Raw genomic sequence first — 19,927 nt, forward strand, 5'->3', positions numbered from 1 at the left:
AAGGCTAGGTTGGGCACCCTTGGGTAGCTCCGCTTGAGATGTCGCGGTCACCAGCAGATAGCCGCGCAGCAGGTTGTGGCCGCGTTGTTTAAATGGTTCACCCATTTCCATCAGGTTGAGCGCACCAAAGGGGGTGTGCAGGGTGTAATGCACCAAATAATGAGGTTGCTGGCTCAATTGCTGTTGGATCTGATCGTGCAGCGAGTGGCGTGCCTCGGGCTCCATCAAACTGGCATAGGGTGATTCAACCAATGCACATAAATCGCTCGCAGCAATGCCCAATTGACGCTCACAAGAAGGGTCAAGAAACAGTAAGGCCCAACTTGCCTCATTCATCCGCTCGAAACGCAGCATGCCCAGTCGTGATGGGACTGGCAACTGCGTCACAACCTCGGCCGCCAGTTGGTTGGCAACTGTGGGATGGCTTCTCATCAAATGGTTTGCATCCAGTATGCTGCGCAGGGCGAGAAAATCTGCCCAATTCACTATAGCGTCAAGTAAGGGTGCATTATGCAAATGCGACTGACAAGAAAACTAATTTTTGCCTTTTTGATTAGCAGTGGTTTGGTTTCTGTAGCCCCTGTATCGGCCGACCCTGCCACCGGCTTGAGCAGTCCTGAGCAAGCAAGTTATCTACATGAGCTCAAACGCCTGTACAAAACTCAAGACGAGCGCAAAGCGCTACTGGCTCATGTCAATAAATTGCTGATGACTTATGCACTGCGGGCAGGTTATCAGGTTGGCCAAGCGGATCGAAGTGATCTCATATACAGCGTGGCACTAGGCGCACAGGGCGAATTGTTGTTACGCGAAGAGACGCGTGGTGAAACCACCAATGACATCGCGGTGCGCAATCAGCGGATCGAGGTGTTTGGTGTCGACCCCTATATCCGTTACGACTGCCCGACCAGTGGAATAAGCTGCACCCTAAATAACCCAGTCACTGGCAGCTCTATGTTGAGCATTGTGCGCGACAACAACGGTGCTGCTGAGTTGGCCAAGGCCATGAGCTTTTTGATCCGTAACCTGCAGAAAGGTTAGGTCGCATTTAGCGCAGATAAAAAAACCCCGCCAATGGCGGGGTTGAGGATGCGAGCGTGGCGTGCTCGAAACGTATTGCTAAGTCGTTACAGGAGCATGGTGCGAATATCGCCCAATACATCCCCTAAACGCTTGGTGAAGCGAGCAGCAGAAGCGCCGTTGATCACGCGGTGATCGTAAGACAGCGACAGAGGCAGCATCAGTTTTGGCTGGAAGGCTTTGCCATCCCAAACCGGCTGCATGGTCGCTTTGCTGACACCGAGGATCGCAACTTCTGGCGCGTTGACGATCGGCGTGAAGCCGGTGCCGCCAATGTGACCGAGGCTGGAGATGGTGAAGCAAGCGCCTTGCATGGCGTCTGGAGAAAGCTTTTTGTTGCGCGCTTTTTCCGCCAGTTCAGCCGCTTCAGCCGCTAATTGCAGCAGGCTCTTCTTGTCGACGTCACGGATAACCGGGACCAGCAAGCCGTCCGGGGTGTCCACGGCGAAGCCAATGTGCACATACTTCTTGCGAATGAAGGCCTTGCCGCTAGGTGCCAGCGAGCTGCAGAAGTCCGGCATTTCCTTGAGCAGGAATGCACAGGCTTTAAGCAACAGAGGCAGTACGGTCAGTTTGACCCCAGCTTTCTCAGCTACGGCTTTCTGCGCGACCCGGAAGGCTTCCAGCTCAGTGATGTCGGCTGAGTCGAACTGGGTCACGTGAGGCACGTTCAACCAGCTGCGGTGCAGGTTGGCAGCGCCAATCTGCATCAGACGGGTCATTGCCACTTCTTCGATTTCACCAAACTTGCTGAAATCGATTGCCGGAACTGGCGGAATACCTGCGCCGCCTGTTGCTCCAGCGGCTGCCGGGGCTTGCTTGGCCTTGTTCATCATTGATTTGACGTAAACCTGTACGTCTTCTTTGACGATTCGGCCTTTAGGGCCGCTGCCAGGAACGTCGGCCAAATCAACACCAAACTCGCGGGCCAATTGGCGAACAGCCGGGCCTGCGTGAACCTTGCCACTGGTTGCTGATTTCGCACTGCTTGCCGCAGCCGGTGCTTCAGCTTTTTCCGGAGCTTTAGCCGCTTCTGCTTTGGCCGGAGCTTGAGCAGGTGCCGCTTCGGCCGGTGCACTGCCAGCCACTTTCAATTTCAGAATCAGGTCGCCGGTACCAGCTTCGTCATCCAGTTTGATTTCGACGCTTTCAACCACGCCAGCAGCTGGCGATGGCACTTCAAAGCTGGCTTTGTCCGACTCAAGGGTGAGCAAGGACTGATCAACTTCAATGGTATCGCCGGCCTTGACGAACAGCTCAATAACTTTGCCTTTTGCATCGGAGCCAGTGTCCGGGATGCGTACTTCTTCAATCGAGGAACCCTTGGCCGGTGCTGGAGCGGCAGCTGCCGTTGGCGCTTCTTTCTCAGGCGCAGGTGCTGACTCTTCCTTGGCCGCAGGTGCTGAACCTGGAACCTTGAGCTTGAGTAGCAGATCGCCGGTGCCGGCTTCGTCGTCGAGCTTAACTTCAACGCTTTCAACCACGCCTGCTGAAGGAGACGGTACTTCAAAACTGGCTTTGTCCGATTCGAGGGTGATCAAGGATTGATCAACTTCGATGGTGTCGCCTGCCTTGACGAAGATCTCAATGATCTTGCCTTTGGCATCAGAGCCGGTGTCTGGAATGCGCACTTCTTCAATGCTTGAAGCGGCGTTCTCAGCTGGAGCTGAAGCCGCTTCGGCTTTTGGCGCTTCGGCTTTTTCAGGTGCAGGCTCGGGCTTTTTCTCGGGCTCGGCTGCAGCGCTTTCGCCTTCAACTTCGAGCTCAAGCAGTTCGTCACCTTCTTTCAAGGTGTCGCCCAGTTTGACCTTGATGCTTTTGACAATCCCGGCTTTGGGGGCCGGAATCTCCATGCTGGCTTTGTCAGACTCAAGGGTCAGCAGGCTCTGCTCGGCTTCAATGCTGTCGCCAACCTTAACGAACAACTCAATTACTTCACCCTCACCACTGCCGATGTCGGGTACGCGAATCAATTCACTCATCGTTTCGCTCCTTAGCAGTCCAGTGGGTTGAGTTTTTCTGGGTTGATGCCGAACTTGGCAATGGCTTCAGCCACTACTTTAGGTTCGATATCACCACGGTCAGCCAAAGCCTCAAGTGCGGCCAGGACGACGAAGTGACGGTCAACTTCAAAGAAGTGACGCAGCTTCTTGCGGCTGTCACTGCGGCCAAAGCCGTCAGTACCCAGTACTTTGTACTCTTTGCTTGGAACCCACTGGCGGATCTGATCAGCAAACAGCTTCATGTAGTCAGTGCTGGCAATCACTGGGCCTTTACGGCCAGTCAGGCACTGCTCAACGAAAGTTTGCTCAGGCTTCTGCTCTGGGTGCAGGCGGTTGCGACGCTCAACAGCCAGACCGTCGCGGCGTAGTTCGTTGAAGCTGGTTACGCTCCAGACGTCAGAGGCGACGTTGAACTCATCACGCAGGATCTTCGCGGCTTCGCGAACTTCGCGCAGGATGGTGCCAGAACCCAGAAGCTGCACGTGATGGGCGGCTTCTTTGGTGTCTTCTTCAAGCAGGTACATGCCTTTGATGATGCCTTCTTCGGCACCTTTCGGCATGGCTGGCTGCTGGTAGGCTTCGTTCATCACGGTGATGTAATAGAAGATGTTCTGTTGTTCTTCCATCATCAGGCGCGTGCCTTCACGAATGATTACCGCCAGCTCGTAGCCGTAGGTTGGGTCAAACGTGCGGCAGTTCGGAATGGTCGCCGCCATGATGTGACTGTGACCGTCTTCGTGCTGCAGGCCTTCGCCGTTCAGTGTAGTACGGCCAGCTGTACCGCCGATCAGGAAGCCACGGGTGCGGCTGTCGCCTGCGGCCCATGCCAGGTCACCAATACGCTGGAAGCCAAACATCGAATAGAAGATGTAGAACGGCAGCATTGGCTGGTTGTGGCAGCTGTAGCTGGTGCCTGCGGCGATGAACGAGGACATCGCGCCTGCTTCGTTGATACCTTCTTCGAGAATCTGACCTTTCTTGTCTTCGCGGTAGAACATCACCTGGTCTTTATCGACCGGCTCATACAGTTGGCCTACGGATGAGTAGATGCCAAGCTGACGGAACATGCCTTCCATACCAAAGGTACGGGCTTCGTCCGGAATGATCGGAACGATGCGCTGGCCAAGCTCTTTGTCTTTCACCAGTTGCGCGAGAATCCGCACGAAGGCCATGGTGGTGGAGATTTCACGGTCACCCGAGCCGTCAAGGATCGCTTTGAGCGTGTCCAGTGGTGGCGTTGGGATATTGAAGCTGTTAGCGCGGCGCTGGGGTACGAAACCGCCCAGTGCTTCGCGACGCTTGTGCAGGTACTTGGCTTCAGCGCTGCCGTCTTCAGGTTTGAAGAATGGCAGGTTTTCCAACTGGTCGTCGTTGACTGGGATGTCAAAACGGTCACGGAATTTCTTCAGGCTATCAACATCAACTTTCTTGGTGTTGTGCGCGGTGTTTTTGGCTTCGCCAGCACCGGTGCCATAACCTTTGATGGTCTTGGCCAGAACCACGGTCGGCTGACCCTTGTGGTTGACTGCATCGTGGTAAGCCGCATAGACCTTGTACGGGTCGTGACCGCCGCGGTTGAGCTTCCAGATTTCGTCATCAGACAAGTCGGCAACCATCGCCTTGAGTTCTGGCGAGTTGAAGAAGTGTTCGCGAACGAAGGCGCCGTCTTTGGCCTTGTAGTTCTGGTATTCACCGTCGATCACTTCATCCATACGGCGCTGCAGAATGCCGTCGGTGTCTTTAGCCAGCAGCGGGTCCCAGAAACGGCCCCAAACTACCTTGTTTACATTCCACTGGGCGCCACGGAATACGCCTTCGAGTTCCTGAATGATTTTGCCGTTACCGCGAACCGGGCCGTCGAGGCGCTGCAGGTTGCAGTTGATGACAAAGATCAGGTTGTCGAGTTTTTCGCGGCCCGCCAGAGAAATTGCGCCGAGCGATTCTGGCTCGTCACATTCGCCGTCACCGAGGAAGCACCAAACTTTTTGCTTGCCTGCTGGGATAAAGCCGCGGTCTTCCAGATACTTCATAAAGCGCGCTTGGTAAATCGCCTGAATCGGGCCAAGGCCCATGGATACAGTCGGGAACTGCCAGAAATCAGGCATCAACCAAGGGTGCGGATAAGAAGACAAACCTTTGCCATCGACTTCCTGACGGAAGTTGATCATCTGCTCTTCGCTGATTCGACCTTCCATAAAGGCACGGGCATAGATGCCGGGGGCTACATGGCCCTGGAAGTAGATCAGGTCGCCGCCGTGTTCGTCGGTCGGGGCTTGGAAGAAGTAGTTGAAGCCGATGTCGTACAGCGTCGCGCTGGAGGCGAAGCTGGAAATATGGCCACCCAAGTCCGGGTCGGACAAGTTGGTACGCATTACCATCGCCATGGCGTTCCAGCGTACCAGCGAGCGAATGCGGCGTTCCATAAACAGGTCGCCAGGCATGCGTGCTTCGTGGGTTACTGGAATAGTATTGCGGTACGGTGTAGTGATGGCATAAGGCAGTTGGGCACCGCTGCGGGTGGCCAGCTCGCCTAAGCGAGTCATCAGGTAGTGAGCGCGGTCTTCGCCTTCTTTGTCGAGTACAGACTCAAGTGCGTCCAGCCATTCCTGGGTTTCGACGGGATCGAGGTCTTGCATGGCTTGCTCCAGGGCGGAAAGGCTTCCAGAATCGGAGGCCAGGATTCACAGCCGGTTTTGTAAACTGGCCATTTAAAATTCTTGGATGTACCGGAGGTAGGACCGGCGCCGTGTAGTTTTACTACATTTGGACGTCGATTTCAGCACTTTGGATACAATCTTTAGTAGCAAAACTACAATTTATTTAGTTGCATCCTGTGTAAGCCCCTCTAGATCAGGGGTTCAGCATTTTCACAAGATTGCAGCTTGCCAAAAGGATAGACCATGAGTTTGCCCATGCTGGTCCCATTACCCGCTAACTTGCAAGTTCTGGCGAGCAGTGCAAATCAATCACTGTGTAGTGCTCTCAGTGTCGAGGTGCGAAAGCAATTCGACGCTTGGCCGAGCGAGCGCCATGAAGCGCTGTCGCGCGTTTGTGCCTGCAGTGATTTCGTTTTGCAGCAATCTTTACGTGATCCGCAGATGCTGCTTGATCTGGCGGCCAGTGGCGAGTTGGAGCGCAGCCTGGGCTCCGGTGAAATGCGCCGCCAGTTGGCTGCTGAGCTCGAAGGTTGCAGTGACGAAGATGCCATGGCCAGTAGTTTGCGGCGTTTTCGCAATCGCCAGCAGGTGCGCATCATCTGGCGTGACATTAACCGCTTGGCGGATTTGCGAGAGACCTGCACCGATCTGTCTGAGTTGGCCGATTCAAGCATCGATCTGGCGTACCACTGGTTGTACCCGCGGCATTGCGAGCAGTTCGGCACCCCGGTCGGGCGGCGCACAGGCGAAGCGCAGCACATGGTTATTCTTGGCATGGGCAAGCTCGGCGCCCATGAGCTCAACTTGTCTTCCGACATCGATCTGATCTTTGGCTACCCCGAGGGCGGTGAGACTGAAGGGGTCAAGCGGCCGCTGGACAATCAGGAGTTCTTCATACGCTTGGGTCAGCGCTTGATCAAAGCCTTGGACGTGATCACCGTCGATGGTTTTGTGTTCCGCACTGATATGCGCCTGCGTCCGTACGGGTCTTCAGGTTCGCTGGTCTTCAGTTTCAATGCGCTGGAGCAGTATTACCAAGATCAGGGCCGTGACTGGGAACGCTATGCGATGATCAAGGCGCGCGTAGTCGGCGGTGATCAAGCCAAAGGTGCCGAGTTATTGGAAATGCTCCGTCCCTTTGTCTACCGGCGTTACCTGGACTTCTCGGCGATTGAAGCGCTGCGCAATATGAAGCAGCTAATCCAGCAGGAAGTGCGCCGCAAAGGCATGGCGGAGAACATCAAGCTGGGGTCTGGCGGTATCCGCGAAGTTGAGTTTATCGCTCAGGCGTTTCAGCTTATTCATGGCGGGCGTGACTTGAGCCTGCAGCAGCGGCCGTTGTTGAAGGTGCTTTCTACCCTTGAAGGCCAGGGCTATTTGCCAGCGGCCGTGACAGATGAACTGCGCCAGGGCTACGAGTTCTTGCGCTATACCGAGCATGCGTTGCAGGCGATTGATGACCGGCAAACGCAAATGCTGCCGGATAACCCGCAAGACAAACAGCGAGTGGCGCTGATGCTGGGCTTTGACGATTGGGATGCCTTTCATCAGCAGTTAATGTATTGGCGTGGCCGGGTTGACTGGCACTTTCGTCAGGTTATTGCAGACCCCGATGAGGACGAATGCGCGGCTGACTCCGATGAGGTGGTCGGCTGTGAATGGATGCCGCTGTGGGACGACGTGCAAGATGAGGAGTCAGCCTGTCGGCAGCTCGCCGAGGCGGGCTTCAGTGATGCTCAGGCGGCGTGGCGGCGTTTAGTCGATTTACGCACCGGTAATCAGGTTCGTGCGATGCAGCGACTCGGGCGTGAGCGCCTTGATGCCTTCATTCCCAGGCTGTTGGCCCAGGCGGTTGAGCACGACAACCCCGACTTGGTGATGGAACGGGTGTTGCCACTGATTGAGGCTGTTGCGCGACGGTCAGCTTATTTAGTGCTGCTCACTGAGAATCCAGGTGCCCTTGAGCGCTTATTGATCCTATGTGCTGGCAGCCCGTGGATCGCTGAACAAATCACTCGCTTTCCACTGTTGCTCGATGAGTTGCTCAATGAAGGGCGTCTGTTTAATCCCCCGCTGGCACCTGAGCTTGCGGCTGAGTTGCGTGAGCGACTGGCACGGATTCCTGAAGATGACCTTGAGCAGCAAATGGAAGCGCTGCGTCACTTTAAGCTGGCGCATCGATTGCGGGTGGCAGCTTCGGAAATAACTGGCACCTTGCCATTAATGAAGGTCAGCGACTATTTAACCTGGTTGGCTGAGGCGATTCTGGATCAGGTGCTGGCATTGTCATGGCGACACACCTGCACTAAATACGGCACGCCCAAGCGTGTGGATGGTAGCGATTGTGACCCGGGCTTCATCATCGTCGGCTATGGCAAGGTCGGTGGAATCGAGATGGGGCACACCTCTGATCTCGATTTAGTCTTTATCCACGACGGTGATCCGCAGGCTGAGACCGACGGGCCGAAATCCATCGACACTGCGCAGTTCTACACGCGTCTGGGTCAGCGAATCATTCATTTGCTGACCACGCAGACTAACTCCGGCCAGCTTTACGAGGTGGATATGCGTCTGCGGCCATCCGGTGCTTCGGGCCTACTGGTCAGCTCGCTTGGGGCGTTCGAACGCTATCAGGAAAACGAGGCTTGGACCTGGGAGCATCAAGCCTTGGTGCGTGCACGCATGGTGGTCGGTTGTAAGCTGGTGGCGTCCGAGTTTGAGCGCGTCAGAGCCTCTGTTCTGGGGCGCAAGCGTGATTTGGACAAGCTGCGCGCGGAGGTCAGCGAGATGCGTGCGAAGATGCGCGACAATCTTGGAACCCGTAAAACGGCAGCAGGAACGGCTGAAAATGCCTTCAGTGCGGATTCCGAGTTTGACCTCAAGCAAGACGCTGGAGGTATCGTCGATATTGAATTTATGGTGCAATACGCGGCCCTTGCTTGGTCGCATGAGCACCCTGAGCTCCTTGAATTTACCGACAATATCCGCATATTAGAGGGATTGGAGCAGGTTGGTGCCCTGGCTGGGGATGATGTTCTGTTGTTGCAGGATGTCTATAAGGCTTACCGTTCAGCTGCTCACCGTCAGGCGCTACAGAAGCAGCCCGGGGTGGTCAGTGGTGATCAGTTTCATGAACAAAGACGCAGTGTTCTGCGAATCTGGCAGGTGCTGGGTTTAACCTGAATTTAGCTCGGCTGTGTGGCGCAAGGCGCTCTGGCTGGTGTGTTTGAATCAAATTTGAGGACTGGTAATTATGTCGATGGCCGACCGTGATGGCGTGATTTGGTATGACGGCGAACTGGTTCCGTGGCGCAACGCGACCACGCATGTGCTGACCCACACGCTGCATTACGGCATGGGTGTTTTTGAAGGCGTTCGTGCTTATAACACCCCAGAAGGCACAGCGATCTTCCGTTTGGAAGCGCACACCGACCGTCTGTTTGATTCGGCTCATATCATGGGCATGACGATTCCGTTCAGCAAAGAACAGATCAATGAAGCCACCCGCGCTGCGGTACGTGAGAACAACCTTGAGAGCGCTTATATCCGCCCAATGGTGTTTTACGGATCAGAAGCCATGGGTCTGCGTGCTCACGGCTTGAAAACCCAAGTCATAGTTGCGGCCTGGAACTGGGGCGCTTACATGGGTGATGAAGCCCTTCAGGTGGGTATCAAGGTGCGTACCAGCTCCTTTACCCGTCATCACGTCAACATTTCGATGACCCGCGCCAAGGCGAATGGTAACTACATCAACTCGATGCTGGCGCTGCAAGAGGCGATCTCCGGCGGCGCTGATGAAGCCATGTTGCTGGATCCAGAAGGCTACGTTGCCGAAGGTTCGGGCGAGAATATCTTCCTGGTCAAGAATGGTGTGGTTTACACCCCGGAAGTGACTTCGTGCCTCAACGGCATTACCCGCGACACTATTCTGACATTGGCTGAAGAGCACGGCATCAAAGTGATCGAGAAGCGCATCACCCGCGATGAAGTGTATATCGCTGATGAGGCGTTCTTCACCGGTACCGCCGCTGAGGTCACGCCGATTCGTGAGGTCGATGGCCGCAAGATTGGTGAAGGTCGTCGCGGTCCTGTCACAGAAGTGTTGCAGAAGGCTTATTTTGACCTGGTTACCGGCCAAACCAGTGCACACGCGCAATGGCGCACACTGGTTAAGTAAAGTCTGGAGTTAACCTGAAACAAGGAGGCATTTCGGCCGGTTGAGCGTTGTTCGCAACGTTTGCCGACCGGTCTGCCTCCTTGGTCGTTTCTGGAATGAGCATGAAAATACTGATCGTAGGCCCTAGTTGGGTGGGAGACATGGTGATGGCGCAGACACTGTTTCAGTGTCTTAAAGTGCGTCACCCCGGCTGCGAAATCGACGTTCTGGCACCCGATTGGAGTCGGCCGATTCTTGAGCGCATGCCTGAAGTGCGCAATGCATTGAGCTTTCCATTGGGCCATGGCGTGTTGCAACTGGCGACGCGGCGCAAAATCGGCAAGTCGCTCAAGGGCCAGTACGATCAGGCTATTTTGCTGCCTAATTCGCTGAAGTCGGCATTGGTGCCGTTTTTTGCAGGTATCCCTGTACGCACAGGCTGGAAGGGCGAGATGCGTTACGGTCTGCTCAATGATGTGCGTACGCTGGATAAAGAACGCTATCCATTGATGATTGAGCGCTTTATGGCGCTGGCATTTGAGCCTGGAGCGGAGCTGCCCAAACCTTATCCAAAGCCCTTGCTTGAGATTGACCCGGTCAGCCGCGAGGCAGCGCTGGCTAAGTTTGGCCTGTCTCTGGACCGTCCGGTATTGGCGCTGTGCCCGGGTGCTGAGTTTGGCGAGGCTAAACGCTGGCCGAGCGAGCACTACGCCAAAGTGGCCGAAATGAAGATTCGTGCCGGCTGGCAGGTTTGGTTGTTCGGATCGAAGAATGATCATGCGGTGGGTGAGGATATTCGCGAGCGCTTGATTCCCGGTTTGCGCGAAGAGGTGACTAACCTCTCGGGCGACACCAGCTTGGCGGAGGCTATTGACCTGCTTTCATGCGCCGGAGCTGTGGTTTCTAACGACTCAGGCTTGATGCACGTCGCTGCTGCCTTGGATCGTCCGTTGGTCTCGGTGTACGGCTCAACGTCGCCGCAGTTCACGCCGCCGCTGGCTGAGCAGGTTGAGATTGTTCGCCTGGGAATTGAGTGCAGCCCATGCTTTGACCGCACATGTCGATTCGGCCACTACAATTGCCTGCGTCAACTTAAACCTCGTCCGGTCATCGAAGCCTTGAATCGCTTGGTGGCTGACCCGGCTGAGGTGGAATAGTGCGGGTTCTGGTAATCAAAACATCTTCGCTGGGCGATGTGGTTCATACCTTGCCTGCGCTGACTGACGCTGCGCGAGCCATTCCTGGTATCCAGTTTGACTGGGTGGTTGAGGAAGGCTTTGCTGAGATTCCGGCTTGGCATCCAGCGGTGGCAACTGTGATTCCAGTAGCGATCCGCCGCTGGCGCAAAAACTTATTAAAAACCTTGAAAAGTGGCGAGTGGGGTCGCTTTAAAGCGAGCCTGCGTGCGACTCGCTATGACTTGGTTATTGATGCTCAGGGTTTGCTCAAAAGTGCTGTGGCGACTCGCTACGTCGATGCACCTATTGCCGGGCTTGACCGTGACTCAGCACGTGAACCCATTGCCTGTCGTTTTTATGATCGGCTCTATGCAGTGCCGCGTGAGCAGCATGCCTTGGAGCGGGTGCGCCAACTGTTTGCTCAGGCTTTGGGTTATCCGCTACCCGATACCGTAGCCGATTACGGCCTTGATCGTACGGCAATGGCAGGTGAGGTGAGTGAGCCATACCTGGTGTTCCTTCATGGCACTACGTGGCCCAGCAAGCATTGGCCACAAAGCAATTGGCGTGAATTGGTCGGCTTGATGACCCAGCAAGGATGGGCCGTGCGCGTGCCCTGGGGTAATGAGGCCGAAAAAGCCCGCGCCGAGCAGATGGTCAGTGGTATTGAGCGCGCAGAGGTTTTGCCTAAGCTGAATCTGGCTGGGATGGCAAAAGTCATAGCCGGTGCTCAAGCCTGCGTAGCGGTTGATACCGGGCTCGGCCATTTGGCTGCCGCGCTCGATGTGCCGAGCATCTCCCTGTATGGGCCGACCCTGCCAGGTCGAGTGGGTGCTTACGGCCGTTCACAAGTGCATCTTTGCGCAACCGGCCCGAATGCAGGATTGGGCGACCGGAACAAACCCTGCTTTGAAAATTTACCAGCCACTGAGGTGGCAGCAGCGCTCGATTCATTGCTTTCAACCCAGGAGGCGGTGTAATGCGTTTGGCTTTTATCCTCTACAAATACTTCCCCTTTGGCGGATTGCAGCGCGACTTTATGCGCATCGCCCTTGAGTGCCAGCAGCGTGGGCACAGTATTCGCGTCTACACACCGATTTGGGAAGGCGAGGTGCCCGAAGGTTTCGATGTCATTGTGGTGCCGGTCAAGGCGCTGTTCAACCATCGTCGTAACGAGAAGCTTACCGCCTGGATCAAAGCTGATTTGGGCAAGCGTCCGGTTGATCGCGTGATCGGTTTCAACAAGATGCCTGGGCTTGATGTCTACTACGCGGCTGACGGTTGTTTTGAAGACAAAGCGCAAAATTTGCGCAACTCGATTTACCGCAAATGGGGGCGCTACAAGCACTTCGCCGACTACGAACGAGCGGTGTTTGCTCCAGAGTCGAAAACGGAGATTTTGATGATCTCCGAAGTACAGCAACCCTTGTTTATCAAGCACTACAACACCCCGTTAGAGCGCTTTCACCTGTTACCTCCTGGTATCGCAGTTGATCGCCGGGCTCCGGCTAATGCCGCTGAAATACGTGCTGAATTTCGCCGCGAGTTCCAACTGGCCGACGATGATTTATTGCTGGTGCAGATTGGTTCCGGATTTAAGACCAAGGGCCTCGACCGAAGCCTCAAAGCACTGGCAGCATTGCCGCGGGATCTGAAAAAGCGCGCCCGTTTGATTGCCATTGGCCAGGACGACCCGAGGTCGTTCCTGCTGCAGGTTAAGGCGCTTGGCCTGTCCGATCAGGTGCAGATACTCAAAGGCCGCAGCGATATACCACGCTTCTTGTTGGGGGCTGATTTGCTGATTCATCCGGCCTATAACGAAAATACGGGAACGGTATTGCTTGAAGCGCTGGTCGCTGGCTTGCCTGTGTTGGTAACTGATGTCTGCGGTTATGCCCATTACATCAGTGATGCAGATGCTGGCAGGGTGTTGTCGAGCCCCTTTAATCAAGAGCGTTTGAATACCCTACTGGCCGAAATGTTGGCGGATGATCAGCGGCGCGCTGAGTGGCAGCAAAATGGCTTGGCTTACGCCGAGCGCGCTGATCTCTATAGCATGCCGCAACATGCAGCCGATGTGATATTGGCGGAGCGCCCATGAGTGTGATTTTGAGCGAACCCTTTAAAACCTTGTGGGCTGGCAAAGATCCCTTTGTTGAGGTCGAGCAGCTGCAAGGCGAGGTATACCGTGAGCTAGACGGTCGTCGTACTCTGCGTACTGTGGTCGACGGTCGTGGCTATTTTGTGAAGATTCACCGTGGTATCGGCTGGGGTGAGATTGTCAAAAACCTGCTCGTGGCCAAGCTGCCCGTGCTGGGGGCTCGGCAAGAGTATGAAGCGATTGAGCGCTTGCAAAAGGTCGGCGTTGAAACCATGACCTGCGTGGCGTTCGGTGAGCGAGGCAGCAATCCAGCGCAACAGCATTCCTTCATCATCACCGACGAGCTGGCACCGACCATTAGCCTTGAGGATTACGCTGTTGACTGGCCTAAGCAGCCACCACAACCAAAGCTCAAGCGTGCATTAGTCGAGCGTGTGGCACGGATGGTTGGCGAAATGCATCGCGCAGGCGTTAATCACCGCGACTGTTACATTTGCCATTTCTTGCTGCACACCGATAAAACCGTTAAGGCAGATGATTTCAGGCTCTCGGTCATTGATCTGCACCGTGCTCAGCTTCGTGACGCCGTGCCGCGTCGCTGGCGTGATAAAGACCTCAGTGCGTTGTACTATTCGGCACTGGAAATAGGCCTGACCCAGCGCGATAAGTACCGATTTCTCAGTGCCTATTTTCAAGCAGTGGGTCGTGCCCGTCCCTTGCGTCAGATTCTTGCTGAAGAGCAGCCTTTACTGGCTCAGCTTGAGCGTCAGGTGACAAAGCTATATGCGCGTAAGGTGCGTTATGGAGGCGCGTTGTAATGGCGGGTTGGAAACTGGAGGCTGCCTACAGTGGTTTAGCCGATGATTTTGGCAGTTTGGACGCCGTTTTCGCGCTGCAAGGCGATAAAATTACGCGCGATGCAATCTCTGAAGTGATTCGGGTTGAGCGTGGTGGTGTGCGTTATTACGTTAAACGCTACAAAAGTGCAGGCAAAAGTTTCAGGCGTTATATCGGGCGTACGCGGGTACGCACTGAATGCCGGAATCTAAAGCGCTTTGCCAAGTGGGGGGTGCCGACCTCTCAAGTGGTTGCTTGCGGTCTTGAGCGTAATAAGGGTGCGTTTGTGCGCGGTGCCTTGATCACTCAAGAGTTGTCAGACACTCAAGACTTGGCGGCCATGGCCAAAGCCAATGATCAGCGTTTACTGAGCGCTGAGTGGGTGAACCAGGTGAGCGAGCAGATCGCTGAGATGACGCGTCGCTTGCATGACAATAACTTCACGCATAACGATCTAAAGTGGCGCAATTTGTTGGTTGACGGGCAGGCCAAGGTGTTTCTGATCGATTGTCCAACCGGTAGCTTCTGGTGGGGCGTGTTCCTGCAATACCGGATAATCAAAGATTTGGCGTGCCTTGATAAAGTTGCCAAGTACACCTTGTCGCGCACTCAGCGGTTACGTTTTTATCTGCAATACGCTAGGCATCAGCGGCTGGATAAGCGTGATAAGAAACATATTCAACAAATCCTGAAATTCTTCGAGGGGCGAGAGTGAAAGATTTTATCGCCGGCGAGGAACAGCGGCTCCTTGCACGTCATGGTTTAGACAATTTTGATGCCTTGTGGGCGCTCCAGCTTGAAGCTGTGGATGAGCCGAACACTGAAGGCCGAGGCTGGAGTACGGTTTTTCGGCTCGAGCTGGAGGATAAGGCTTTCTATCTAAAGCGCCAGAGCAATTACCTGACCCATACACTGACCCATCCTTTTGGCGAGCCCAGTTTTTCTCGCGAATTTCGCAATATTCAACGCTATGCCGAACTGGGCATTCCTGCTCTGCAGGCGGTGTTTTATGCGCAGCGTAAAGTTGAGGGTGAGCAGCGGGCGTTATTGCTGACCCGGGCGTTGGATGAGTGGCAGGATCTCCATGACGTCCTGCAGGGCTGGGACCTGATGCCCGCAGGGCAACGAAATGCGGTGCTCGACGCCTGTGGTCTGCTGGCGCGTCGGGTGCATTCAAGTGGTCAGGTTCATGGTTGCTTTTACCCGAAGCATATTTTCTTGCAGGCACGTGGGGACGGCTATGCTGCTCAGCTGATTGATCTTGAGAAAACCCGACCGGCCTTACTGGGTGAGCGTGACCGGATTAAGGATATCGAGCCTTTGCTTCGCCGCGCGCAGGTGTGGACGGGCGCTGATGTCCAGCGCTTCCTGAGTGCATATTTAGGCTCCAGTGCAAACATGGACCAATGGCTTGAACGCTTGACCAAGCGTCGCAAATCCAAGTCGGTGAGTGCATGAATCTGTCCCAGCTTCAGCTCCAAGGTCGCACACCCAGCCTACCTGTGATGGTCGAGGGCGTTGCCGGGTCAGGCATACAGCTGCAAAGCTTGTTGCGGGTGCTTCCGGGGCAGCGTTATGTCGGCAAGGCATTGTGGGCAGAACAGGCGGTATTGGCGAAAATTCTAGTGGGCAACAACGCCGAGCGGCACTATCAGCGTGAACTTGAAGGCGCTCGTTTGTTAGCTGCTCAGGGTTTGTTGACCCCTAAGTTGCTTGAGTATGGAAGCCAACCGGGGCAGGGTGGCTGGCTGCTTTTTGAGTTTCTTGAGGGCGCCGCGAGTCTTGCTGATGCATGGCGTGAGTTGCCGCCGCAATCAGTACTCAGCGAGGCTCAGAGTGCTCTGCTGGGCGAAGCACTTGCAGTCATTGCGCTGATGCACAGCCGAGGCCTTTGGCAGGACGACTTACACCTCGATAATCTGATGCGTCATGCTGGCCAACTGTATCTGGTTGATGGCGGTGGCGTCTGCGCTCAAGCGCCATCCACCCCCCTGAGTCGCGATAAGGTCATTGCTAATTTAGCGGTGTTTTTTGCTCAGTTGCCGGCCAGTGTCGATGCTCAGCTTGAGGAATTGTTGGTCAGCTATTTGTTGGTCAATGCTGAGCATGCTTTGCCGCTCGAGGCCTTGCAGAAAGAAATCAACAAAGTCCGACGTTGGCGTTTGAGTGATTTCTTAAAAAAAGTTGGTCGAGACTGCAGTTTATTTAGTGTGCAGCGCGGCGCATCCGTACTGCGTATTTTCAAACGCGATGAGCAAGCGCAACTCGAACCGTTGTTAGCCCGCGCAGATGAGGCAATTGACGCAGGCAAAGCACTGAAGCTTGGAGGCTCATCAACAGTCGCCGAGGTGCAGTTGGGTGAACGCAGGTTGGTGGTCAAACGCTATAACATCAAGGATCTCGTGCACTGGCTAAAGCGCTGTTGGCGTCCAAGCCGTGCCTGGCACAGTTGGTGTGAAGGCAATCGCTTGGCTTTTTTGGGTATTGCCACCCCTCAACCCTTGGCCATGCTGGAGCTGCGCAGCTTTTGGTTACGACGTCGGGCATATCTGATTACCGAACATGTTGCGGGTGAGGATATAATCTGCCGATTTAAGCCGTATGCTGCTTCAGATTCGCAGACGATGCCTGCAGAGTCTGAGCTTGAAGCATTGGATGAGTTGTTTGCGGCGCTTAAGCGCGAGCGCATCAGTCATGGTGATCTCAAGGGCACTAACCTGCTGTGGCAGGATAACCGTTGGGCATTGATTGATCTCGACGCCATGCAGCAACACGCATCTGAACGCAGTTTTGCACCGGCGTTTGCCCGTGACCGGGCTCGGTTTTTACGTAATTGGCCAACGAGCAGCGGCTTGTACCAACTACTTGATCAACGTTTACCTAAATCCGGTGTAGCTGGAGAAGGCTAAAAGCTGAGGCTTGCCGGGTGTAAGTAGCCACTTGGGCTATGTAAATAAATAAGTGTCGTACCTTGAGCGGTGCGGCAGATTTCAAGAGGTTTAACCTGTGGCACTGACGATTCTTGGATTATCTGGCGCACTGAGCCATGACCCTTCTGCGGCACTGTATATCGACGGTAAGTTGATTGCAGCGGCTGAAGAGGAACGCTTTGTGCGAGACAAGCATGCGAAAAACCGCATGCCCTATGAATCGGCAAAGTTCTGCCTTGAACAAGCGGGTATTAAGCCGTCGGATGTCGATGTAGTCGCGATTCCGTTCGCGCCAATCAGCATTTTTGATAAAGCTCGGTGGCATTATGCCAAGCGCTACTGGTACGCGCCGGATCGTGCACTGGATGCCATCTTGACTGGCAACCGTCGCTACAAACGCTACCGCAACAAGATCAAGTGGTGTTTGGAGCAGCTTGGATTTGACTTGAAAAAGGTCAAGATCGAAGCCGTTGAGCACCATCTGGCCCATGCATCTAGCGCTTATCACTGCTCTGGTTTCACCGAAAAAACCGCGATCCTGGGCATTGATGGCAAGGGTGAGTACGCCACGACCTTCTTTGGCTACGGCGAGAACGGCAAGATTCACAAGATCAAAGAGTTCTATGACCCTGACTCGCTCGGTGGCCTGTATGGCGCGATGACTGAGTTCCTCGGGTTCGAGATGCTCGATGGCGAGTTCAAAGTTATGGGCATGGCGCCATACGGTGATGCGTCCAAGTATGACTTGTCACGTCTGGCCTCGTTTGAGAACGGCGAGTTGGTGATCAATACGGAATACGCCAACGTGATCGGCTTGCGTCGTTACAAAGAGAACGGCAAGGGCTTCTACTTCTCGCAAAAACTGATCGACTGGCTCGGCCCAAAGCGTGAGGGTGATATCGCCGATGACCCTTACATCCACTATGCCGCTAGCATTCAAGCGTTGTTTGAGAAGCTTGCGCTGCAAATGATGGATTACTACCTGGGTGACATCATCAAGGAGACAGGCAAGATCGCCTATGCAGGCGGCAGTGCCTTGAATGTTAAGCTCAACCAGAAAATCATCGCCCGTCCAGAGGTCAAGGAATTATTCGTGCAGCCGGCTGCAGGCGATGCTGGCACTGCAGTGGGCGCCGCCGCTTACGTATCGACTCAGCGCGGCGTACCGGTGGAGAAGATGGAGCACGTTTACCTCGGCCCTTCATTCTCCAATGAGGACGTGATTGCTGCATGCGCACGTCACCCAAGCAAGCCGGTGTTCAAGCAAATCGACAACATGCCACAGCGTATTGCCAAAATCATGGTCGACGGTAACCCCGTTGCCTGGTTCCAAGGCCGTATGGAGTTTGGTCCGCGTGCGCTGGGTGGTCGTTCTATCGTGGGCTGTCCAAGTATTCCTGGTGTGGCTAATCGGATTAACGAGCAGATCAAGTTCCGCGAGCGCTGGCGTCCATTCTGCCCGTCAATGCTCGATACCGTGGGCACGCAAATGCTTAAGGTCGATCATCCGTCACCTTTTATGACCTTCACCTTTGAAGTCAATGAAGAGTGGAAAACCCGCGTTTCGGAAGTCGTTCACGAAGACGGAACCTCGCGCGCACAAGTGCTGAAACGTGAGTACAACCCGCGTTACTACGACATGATGAAAGAACTTGAGAACCTCACCGGCAACGGCGTTTCTCTGAACACCTCATTAAACCGCCGCGGTGAAGCGATGATCTGCTCACCAACTGATGCACTCAATATGTTTTATGGCTCAGACCTGCAGTATCTGATCATGGAAGATATTCTGGTGGTCAAAGATGGTGTGGACAGCTATGACGCGCTTGCCTGAACGTCATATTCTGCAATTTTGTCACGGTTATGACGGGCCGTTCCTCGACTGTGCCCGTCAATATGCAAGCCTGTTTGCCGGTACAGACTACAAGGTTGTGACCGTATTTTTGACCGGCGCTGCAGATCCAGCTGTCGTCGAAGGTTGCGCTTCAGATGAGGTGCTGTTTCTTGAGCGCAGCTCTAAATCAGTACGTGGGCTCAAGCTGAAAGCAATTAAGCAGTTTCGTAAGATTGCTGCTTCACGGAACTTCAGCTTTTGTATCGCGCACCGAGCCAAGCCTATTTACATCGCTTTGTTGGCAACTGACCTACCCGTTATAGGGGTGCACCACGCGTTTAGTGATTACCAGCGCAAATCGCGCCGCGTTTTTGCAGGTCTATTTCGCAAGCGCCTGAGCTTGCTCGCAGTATCTGATGCTGTTCGTGATGATATTCGACAATACCTACCTGGCTGGCCAGAGCAGCGTATTCAGACCTTGTACAACCGCATAGATATTAGTGCACTGCAAGCTCAGCAGCTCTCGCGTGAAGCTGCCCGTGCAGAATTAAATCTGCCAAATAATGCTTGGGTTGTGGCGAATGTCGGACGTCTACACCCGGACAAAGACCAAGCGACACTGCTGCGCGGGTTCGCTTTGGCTTTGCCGCAGTTACCCAGCGATGCCGAGTTGGTTATATTGGGTACAGGACGCCTTGAGCAATCGTTAAAGGACCTTGCCCGTGAGTTGGGTATTGCCTCGCAAGTCCGCTTTGTCGGCCAAGTAGCGAATGCCAAACGCTTGTTCAAGGCATTTGATGCGTTTGTCCTTAGCTCAGACTTTGAGCCGTTTGGAATGGTCTTGCTTGAGGCGATGGTCGCAGGCGTGCCGCTGCTGGCAACAAATTGTGGTGGGGCTAAAGAAGTCGTTGAAGGCGTTGGTTTGCTATTCCCATTGGGCAACGCCGAGTTGCTCGGTGAAGGTTTGCAATCCTTGGCTCAATTCGATGAGTCGCAGAAACGCATCTGTGCGGACCTGATGCTTGAGCGACTGCACCAGCGATTTTCCGACCAGGCAGTGCGTGAAACCTTCTGGAACCTTGCGCAAGTAAGCTCGGAGGCTAGATGCTCAATTACCTGAACAGGCGGTGTGAAGTCTACAGGCTCTATGC

General features: G+C 54.6%; 14 protein-coding genes and 1 pseudogene. 12 read left to right on the top strand and 3 right to left on the bottom strand.

Annotation, left to right across the window (positions count from 1 at the left end; all coding sequences use genetic code 11):
- Positions 1-47: 47 nt before the first annotated feature.
- Positions 48-432 (bottom strand): annotated as a pseudogene (locus tag ACIGCM_RS07865) (diguanylate cyclase); the annotation flags it as partial.
- 78 nt (positions 433-510) lie between these two features.
- On the opposite strand from ACIGCM_RS07865, the gene ACIGCM_RS07870 reads away from it, so the two are divergent.
- Positions 511-1,041, top strand: coding sequence for a hypothetical protein (locus ACIGCM_RS07870; protein ID WP_397501487.1), 531 nt, complete (start codon positions 511-513; stop codon positions 1,039-1,041).
- 86 nt (positions 1,042-1,127) lie between these two features.
- Here ACIGCM_RS07870 and aceF read toward each other — a convergent pair whose 3' ends face one another.
- Together aceF and aceE are read right to left on the bottom strand one after the other, a co-directional pair.
- On the bottom strand, positions 1,128-3,062 hold the full coding sequence (gene aceF, locus ACIGCM_RS07875; protein ID WP_397501488.1) for a dihydrolipoyllysine-residue acetyltransferase: 1,935 nt from the start codon (positions 3,060-3,062) through the stop codon (positions 1,128-1,130).
- A gap of 11 nt (positions 3,063-3,073) precedes the next feature.
- Positions 3,074-5,719 (bottom strand): pyruvate dehydrogenase (acetyl-transferring), homodimeric type, encoded by a 2,646-nt coding sequence (gene aceE, locus ACIGCM_RS07880; RefSeq protein WP_397501489.1) that lies wholly within the window; start codon positions 5,717-5,719, stop codon positions 3,074-3,076.
- 264 nt (positions 5,720-5,983) lie between these two features.
- On the opposite strand from aceE, the gene glnE reads away from it, so the two are divergent.
- From glnE to ACIGCM_RS07935, 11 genes are all read left to right on the top strand, one after another.
- Complete coding sequence (gene glnE, locus ACIGCM_RS07885; RefSeq protein WP_397501490.1) at positions 5,984-8,923, top strand: bifunctional [glutamate--ammonia ligase]-adenylyl-L-tyrosine phosphorylase/[glutamate--ammonia-ligase] adenylyltransferase; 2,940 nt, start codon at positions 5,984-5,986, stop codon at positions 8,921-8,923.
- A 70-nt stretch (positions 8,924-8,993) separates the two neighbouring features.
- Positions 8,994-9,917, top strand: a complete 924-nt coding sequence (locus ACIGCM_RS07890) for a branched-chain amino acid transaminase (protein WP_087518424.1) — start codon at positions 8,994-8,996, stop codon at positions 9,915-9,917.
- Positions 9,918-10,018: 101 nt separating this feature from the next.
- Positions 10,019-11,053, top strand: coding sequence for a lipopolysaccharide heptosyltransferase II (gene waaF, locus ACIGCM_RS07895; protein WP_397501491.1), 1,035 nt, complete (start codon positions 10,019-10,021; stop codon positions 11,051-11,053).
- Entirely contained in the window at positions 11,053-12,054 is a 1,002-nt protein-coding gene (waaC, locus tag ACIGCM_RS07900) for a lipopolysaccharide heptosyltransferase I (protein ID WP_397501492.1), read from the top strand. Before waaF ends, waaC begins: the two co-directional genes overlap by 1 nt.
- Positions 12,054-13,175 (top strand): glycosyltransferase family 4 protein, encoded by a 1,122-nt coding sequence (locus tag ACIGCM_RS07905; RefSeq protein ID WP_397501493.1) that lies wholly within the window; start codon positions 12,054-12,056, stop codon positions 13,173-13,175. The genes waaC and ACIGCM_RS07905 overlap by 1 nt, the downstream gene beginning before the upstream one ends.
- Positions 13,172-13,993 carry a lipopolysaccharide core heptose(I) kinase RfaP gene (gene rfaP / locus ACIGCM_RS07910; protein ID WP_397501494.1) on the top strand — a complete coding sequence of 274 codons (822 nt, stop codon included), beginning with the start codon at positions 13,172-13,174 and terminating at the stop codon, positions 13,991-13,993. Before ACIGCM_RS07905 ends, rfaP begins: the two co-directional genes overlap by 4 nt.
- On the top strand, positions 13,993-14,727 hold the full coding sequence (locus tag ACIGCM_RS07915) for a lipopolysaccharide kinase InaA family protein (RefSeq protein ID WP_397501495.1): 735 nt from the start codon (positions 13,993-13,995) through the stop codon (positions 14,725-14,727). The genes rfaP and ACIGCM_RS07915 overlap by 1 nt, the downstream gene beginning before the upstream one ends.
- The gene (locus tag ACIGCM_RS07920; RefSeq protein ID WP_397501496.1) at positions 14,724-15,470 is read left to right on the top strand and encodes a lipopolysaccharide kinase InaA family protein; all 747 of its coding nucleotides are present in this window, start codon (positions 14,724-14,726) and stop codon (positions 15,468-15,470) included. The genes ACIGCM_RS07915 and ACIGCM_RS07920 overlap by 4 nt, the downstream gene beginning before the upstream one ends.
- Complete coding sequence (locus ACIGCM_RS07925; RefSeq protein WP_397501497.1) at positions 15,467-16,921, top strand: lipopolysaccharide kinase InaA family protein; 1,455 nt, start codon at positions 15,467-15,469, stop codon at positions 16,919-16,921. Before ACIGCM_RS07920 ends, ACIGCM_RS07925 begins: the two co-directional genes overlap by 4 nt.
- Before the next feature lie 97 nt (positions 16,922-17,018).
- Positions 17,019-18,776 (top strand): carbamoyltransferase, encoded by a 1,758-nt coding sequence (locus ACIGCM_RS07930; RefSeq protein WP_397501498.1) that lies wholly within the window; start codon positions 17,019-17,021, stop codon positions 18,774-18,776.
- Entirely contained in the window at positions 18,760-19,896 is a 1,137-nt protein-coding gene (locus tag ACIGCM_RS07935) for a glycosyltransferase (RefSeq protein ID WP_397501499.1), read from the top strand. The genes ACIGCM_RS07930 and ACIGCM_RS07935 overlap by 17 nt, the downstream gene beginning before the upstream one ends.
- Positions 19,897-19,927 lie beyond the last annotated feature (31 nt).

Origin of the sequence: Pseudomonas sp. NPDC078700 (genome assembly GCF_044542375.1) — a bacterium.
Classification (GTDB): domain Bacteria; phylum Pseudomonadota; class Gammaproteobacteria; order Pseudomonadales; family Pseudomonadaceae; genus Aquipseudomonas.

Coding starts and splice junctions, on each gene's coding strand:
- ACIGCM_RS07870 (WP_397501487.1), top strand. CDS start 511: ATGCAAATGCGACTGACAAGAAAACTAATTTTTGCCTTTTTGATTAGC.
- aceF (WP_397501488.1), bottom strand. CDS start 3,062: ATGAGTGAATTGATTCGCGTACCCGACATCGGCAGTGGTGAGGGTGAA.
- aceE (WP_397501489.1), bottom strand. CDS start 5,719: ATGCAAGACCTCGATCCCGTCGAAACCCAGGAATGGCTGGACGCACTT.
- glnE (WP_397501490.1), top strand. CDS start 5,984: ATGAGTTTGCCCATGCTGGTCCCATTACCCGCTAACTTGCAAGTTCTG.
- ACIGCM_RS07890 (WP_087518424.1), top strand. CDS start 8,994: ATGTCGATGGCCGACCGTGATGGCGTGATTTGGTATGACGGCGAACTG.
- waaF (WP_397501491.1), top strand. CDS start 10,019: ATGAAAATACTGATCGTAGGCCCTAGTTGGGTGGGAGACATGGTGATG.
- ACIGCM_RS07905 (WP_397501493.1), top strand. CDS start 12,054: ATGCGTTTGGCTTTTATCCTCTACAAATACTTCCCCTTTGGCGGATTG.
- rfaP (WP_397501494.1), top strand. CDS start 13,172: ATGAGTGTGATTTTGAGCGAACCCTTTAAAACCTTGTGGGCTGGCAAA.
- ACIGCM_RS07915 (WP_397501495.1), top strand. CDS start 13,993: ATGGCGGGTTGGAAACTGGAGGCTGCCTACAGTGGTTTAGCCGATGAT.
- ACIGCM_RS07925 (WP_397501497.1), top strand. CDS start 15,467: ATGAATCTGTCCCAGCTTCAGCTCCAAGGTCGCACACCCAGCCTACCT.
- ACIGCM_RS07935 (WP_397501499.1), top strand. CDS start 18,760: ATGACGCGCTTGCCTGAACGTCATATTCTGCAATTTTGTCACGGTTAT.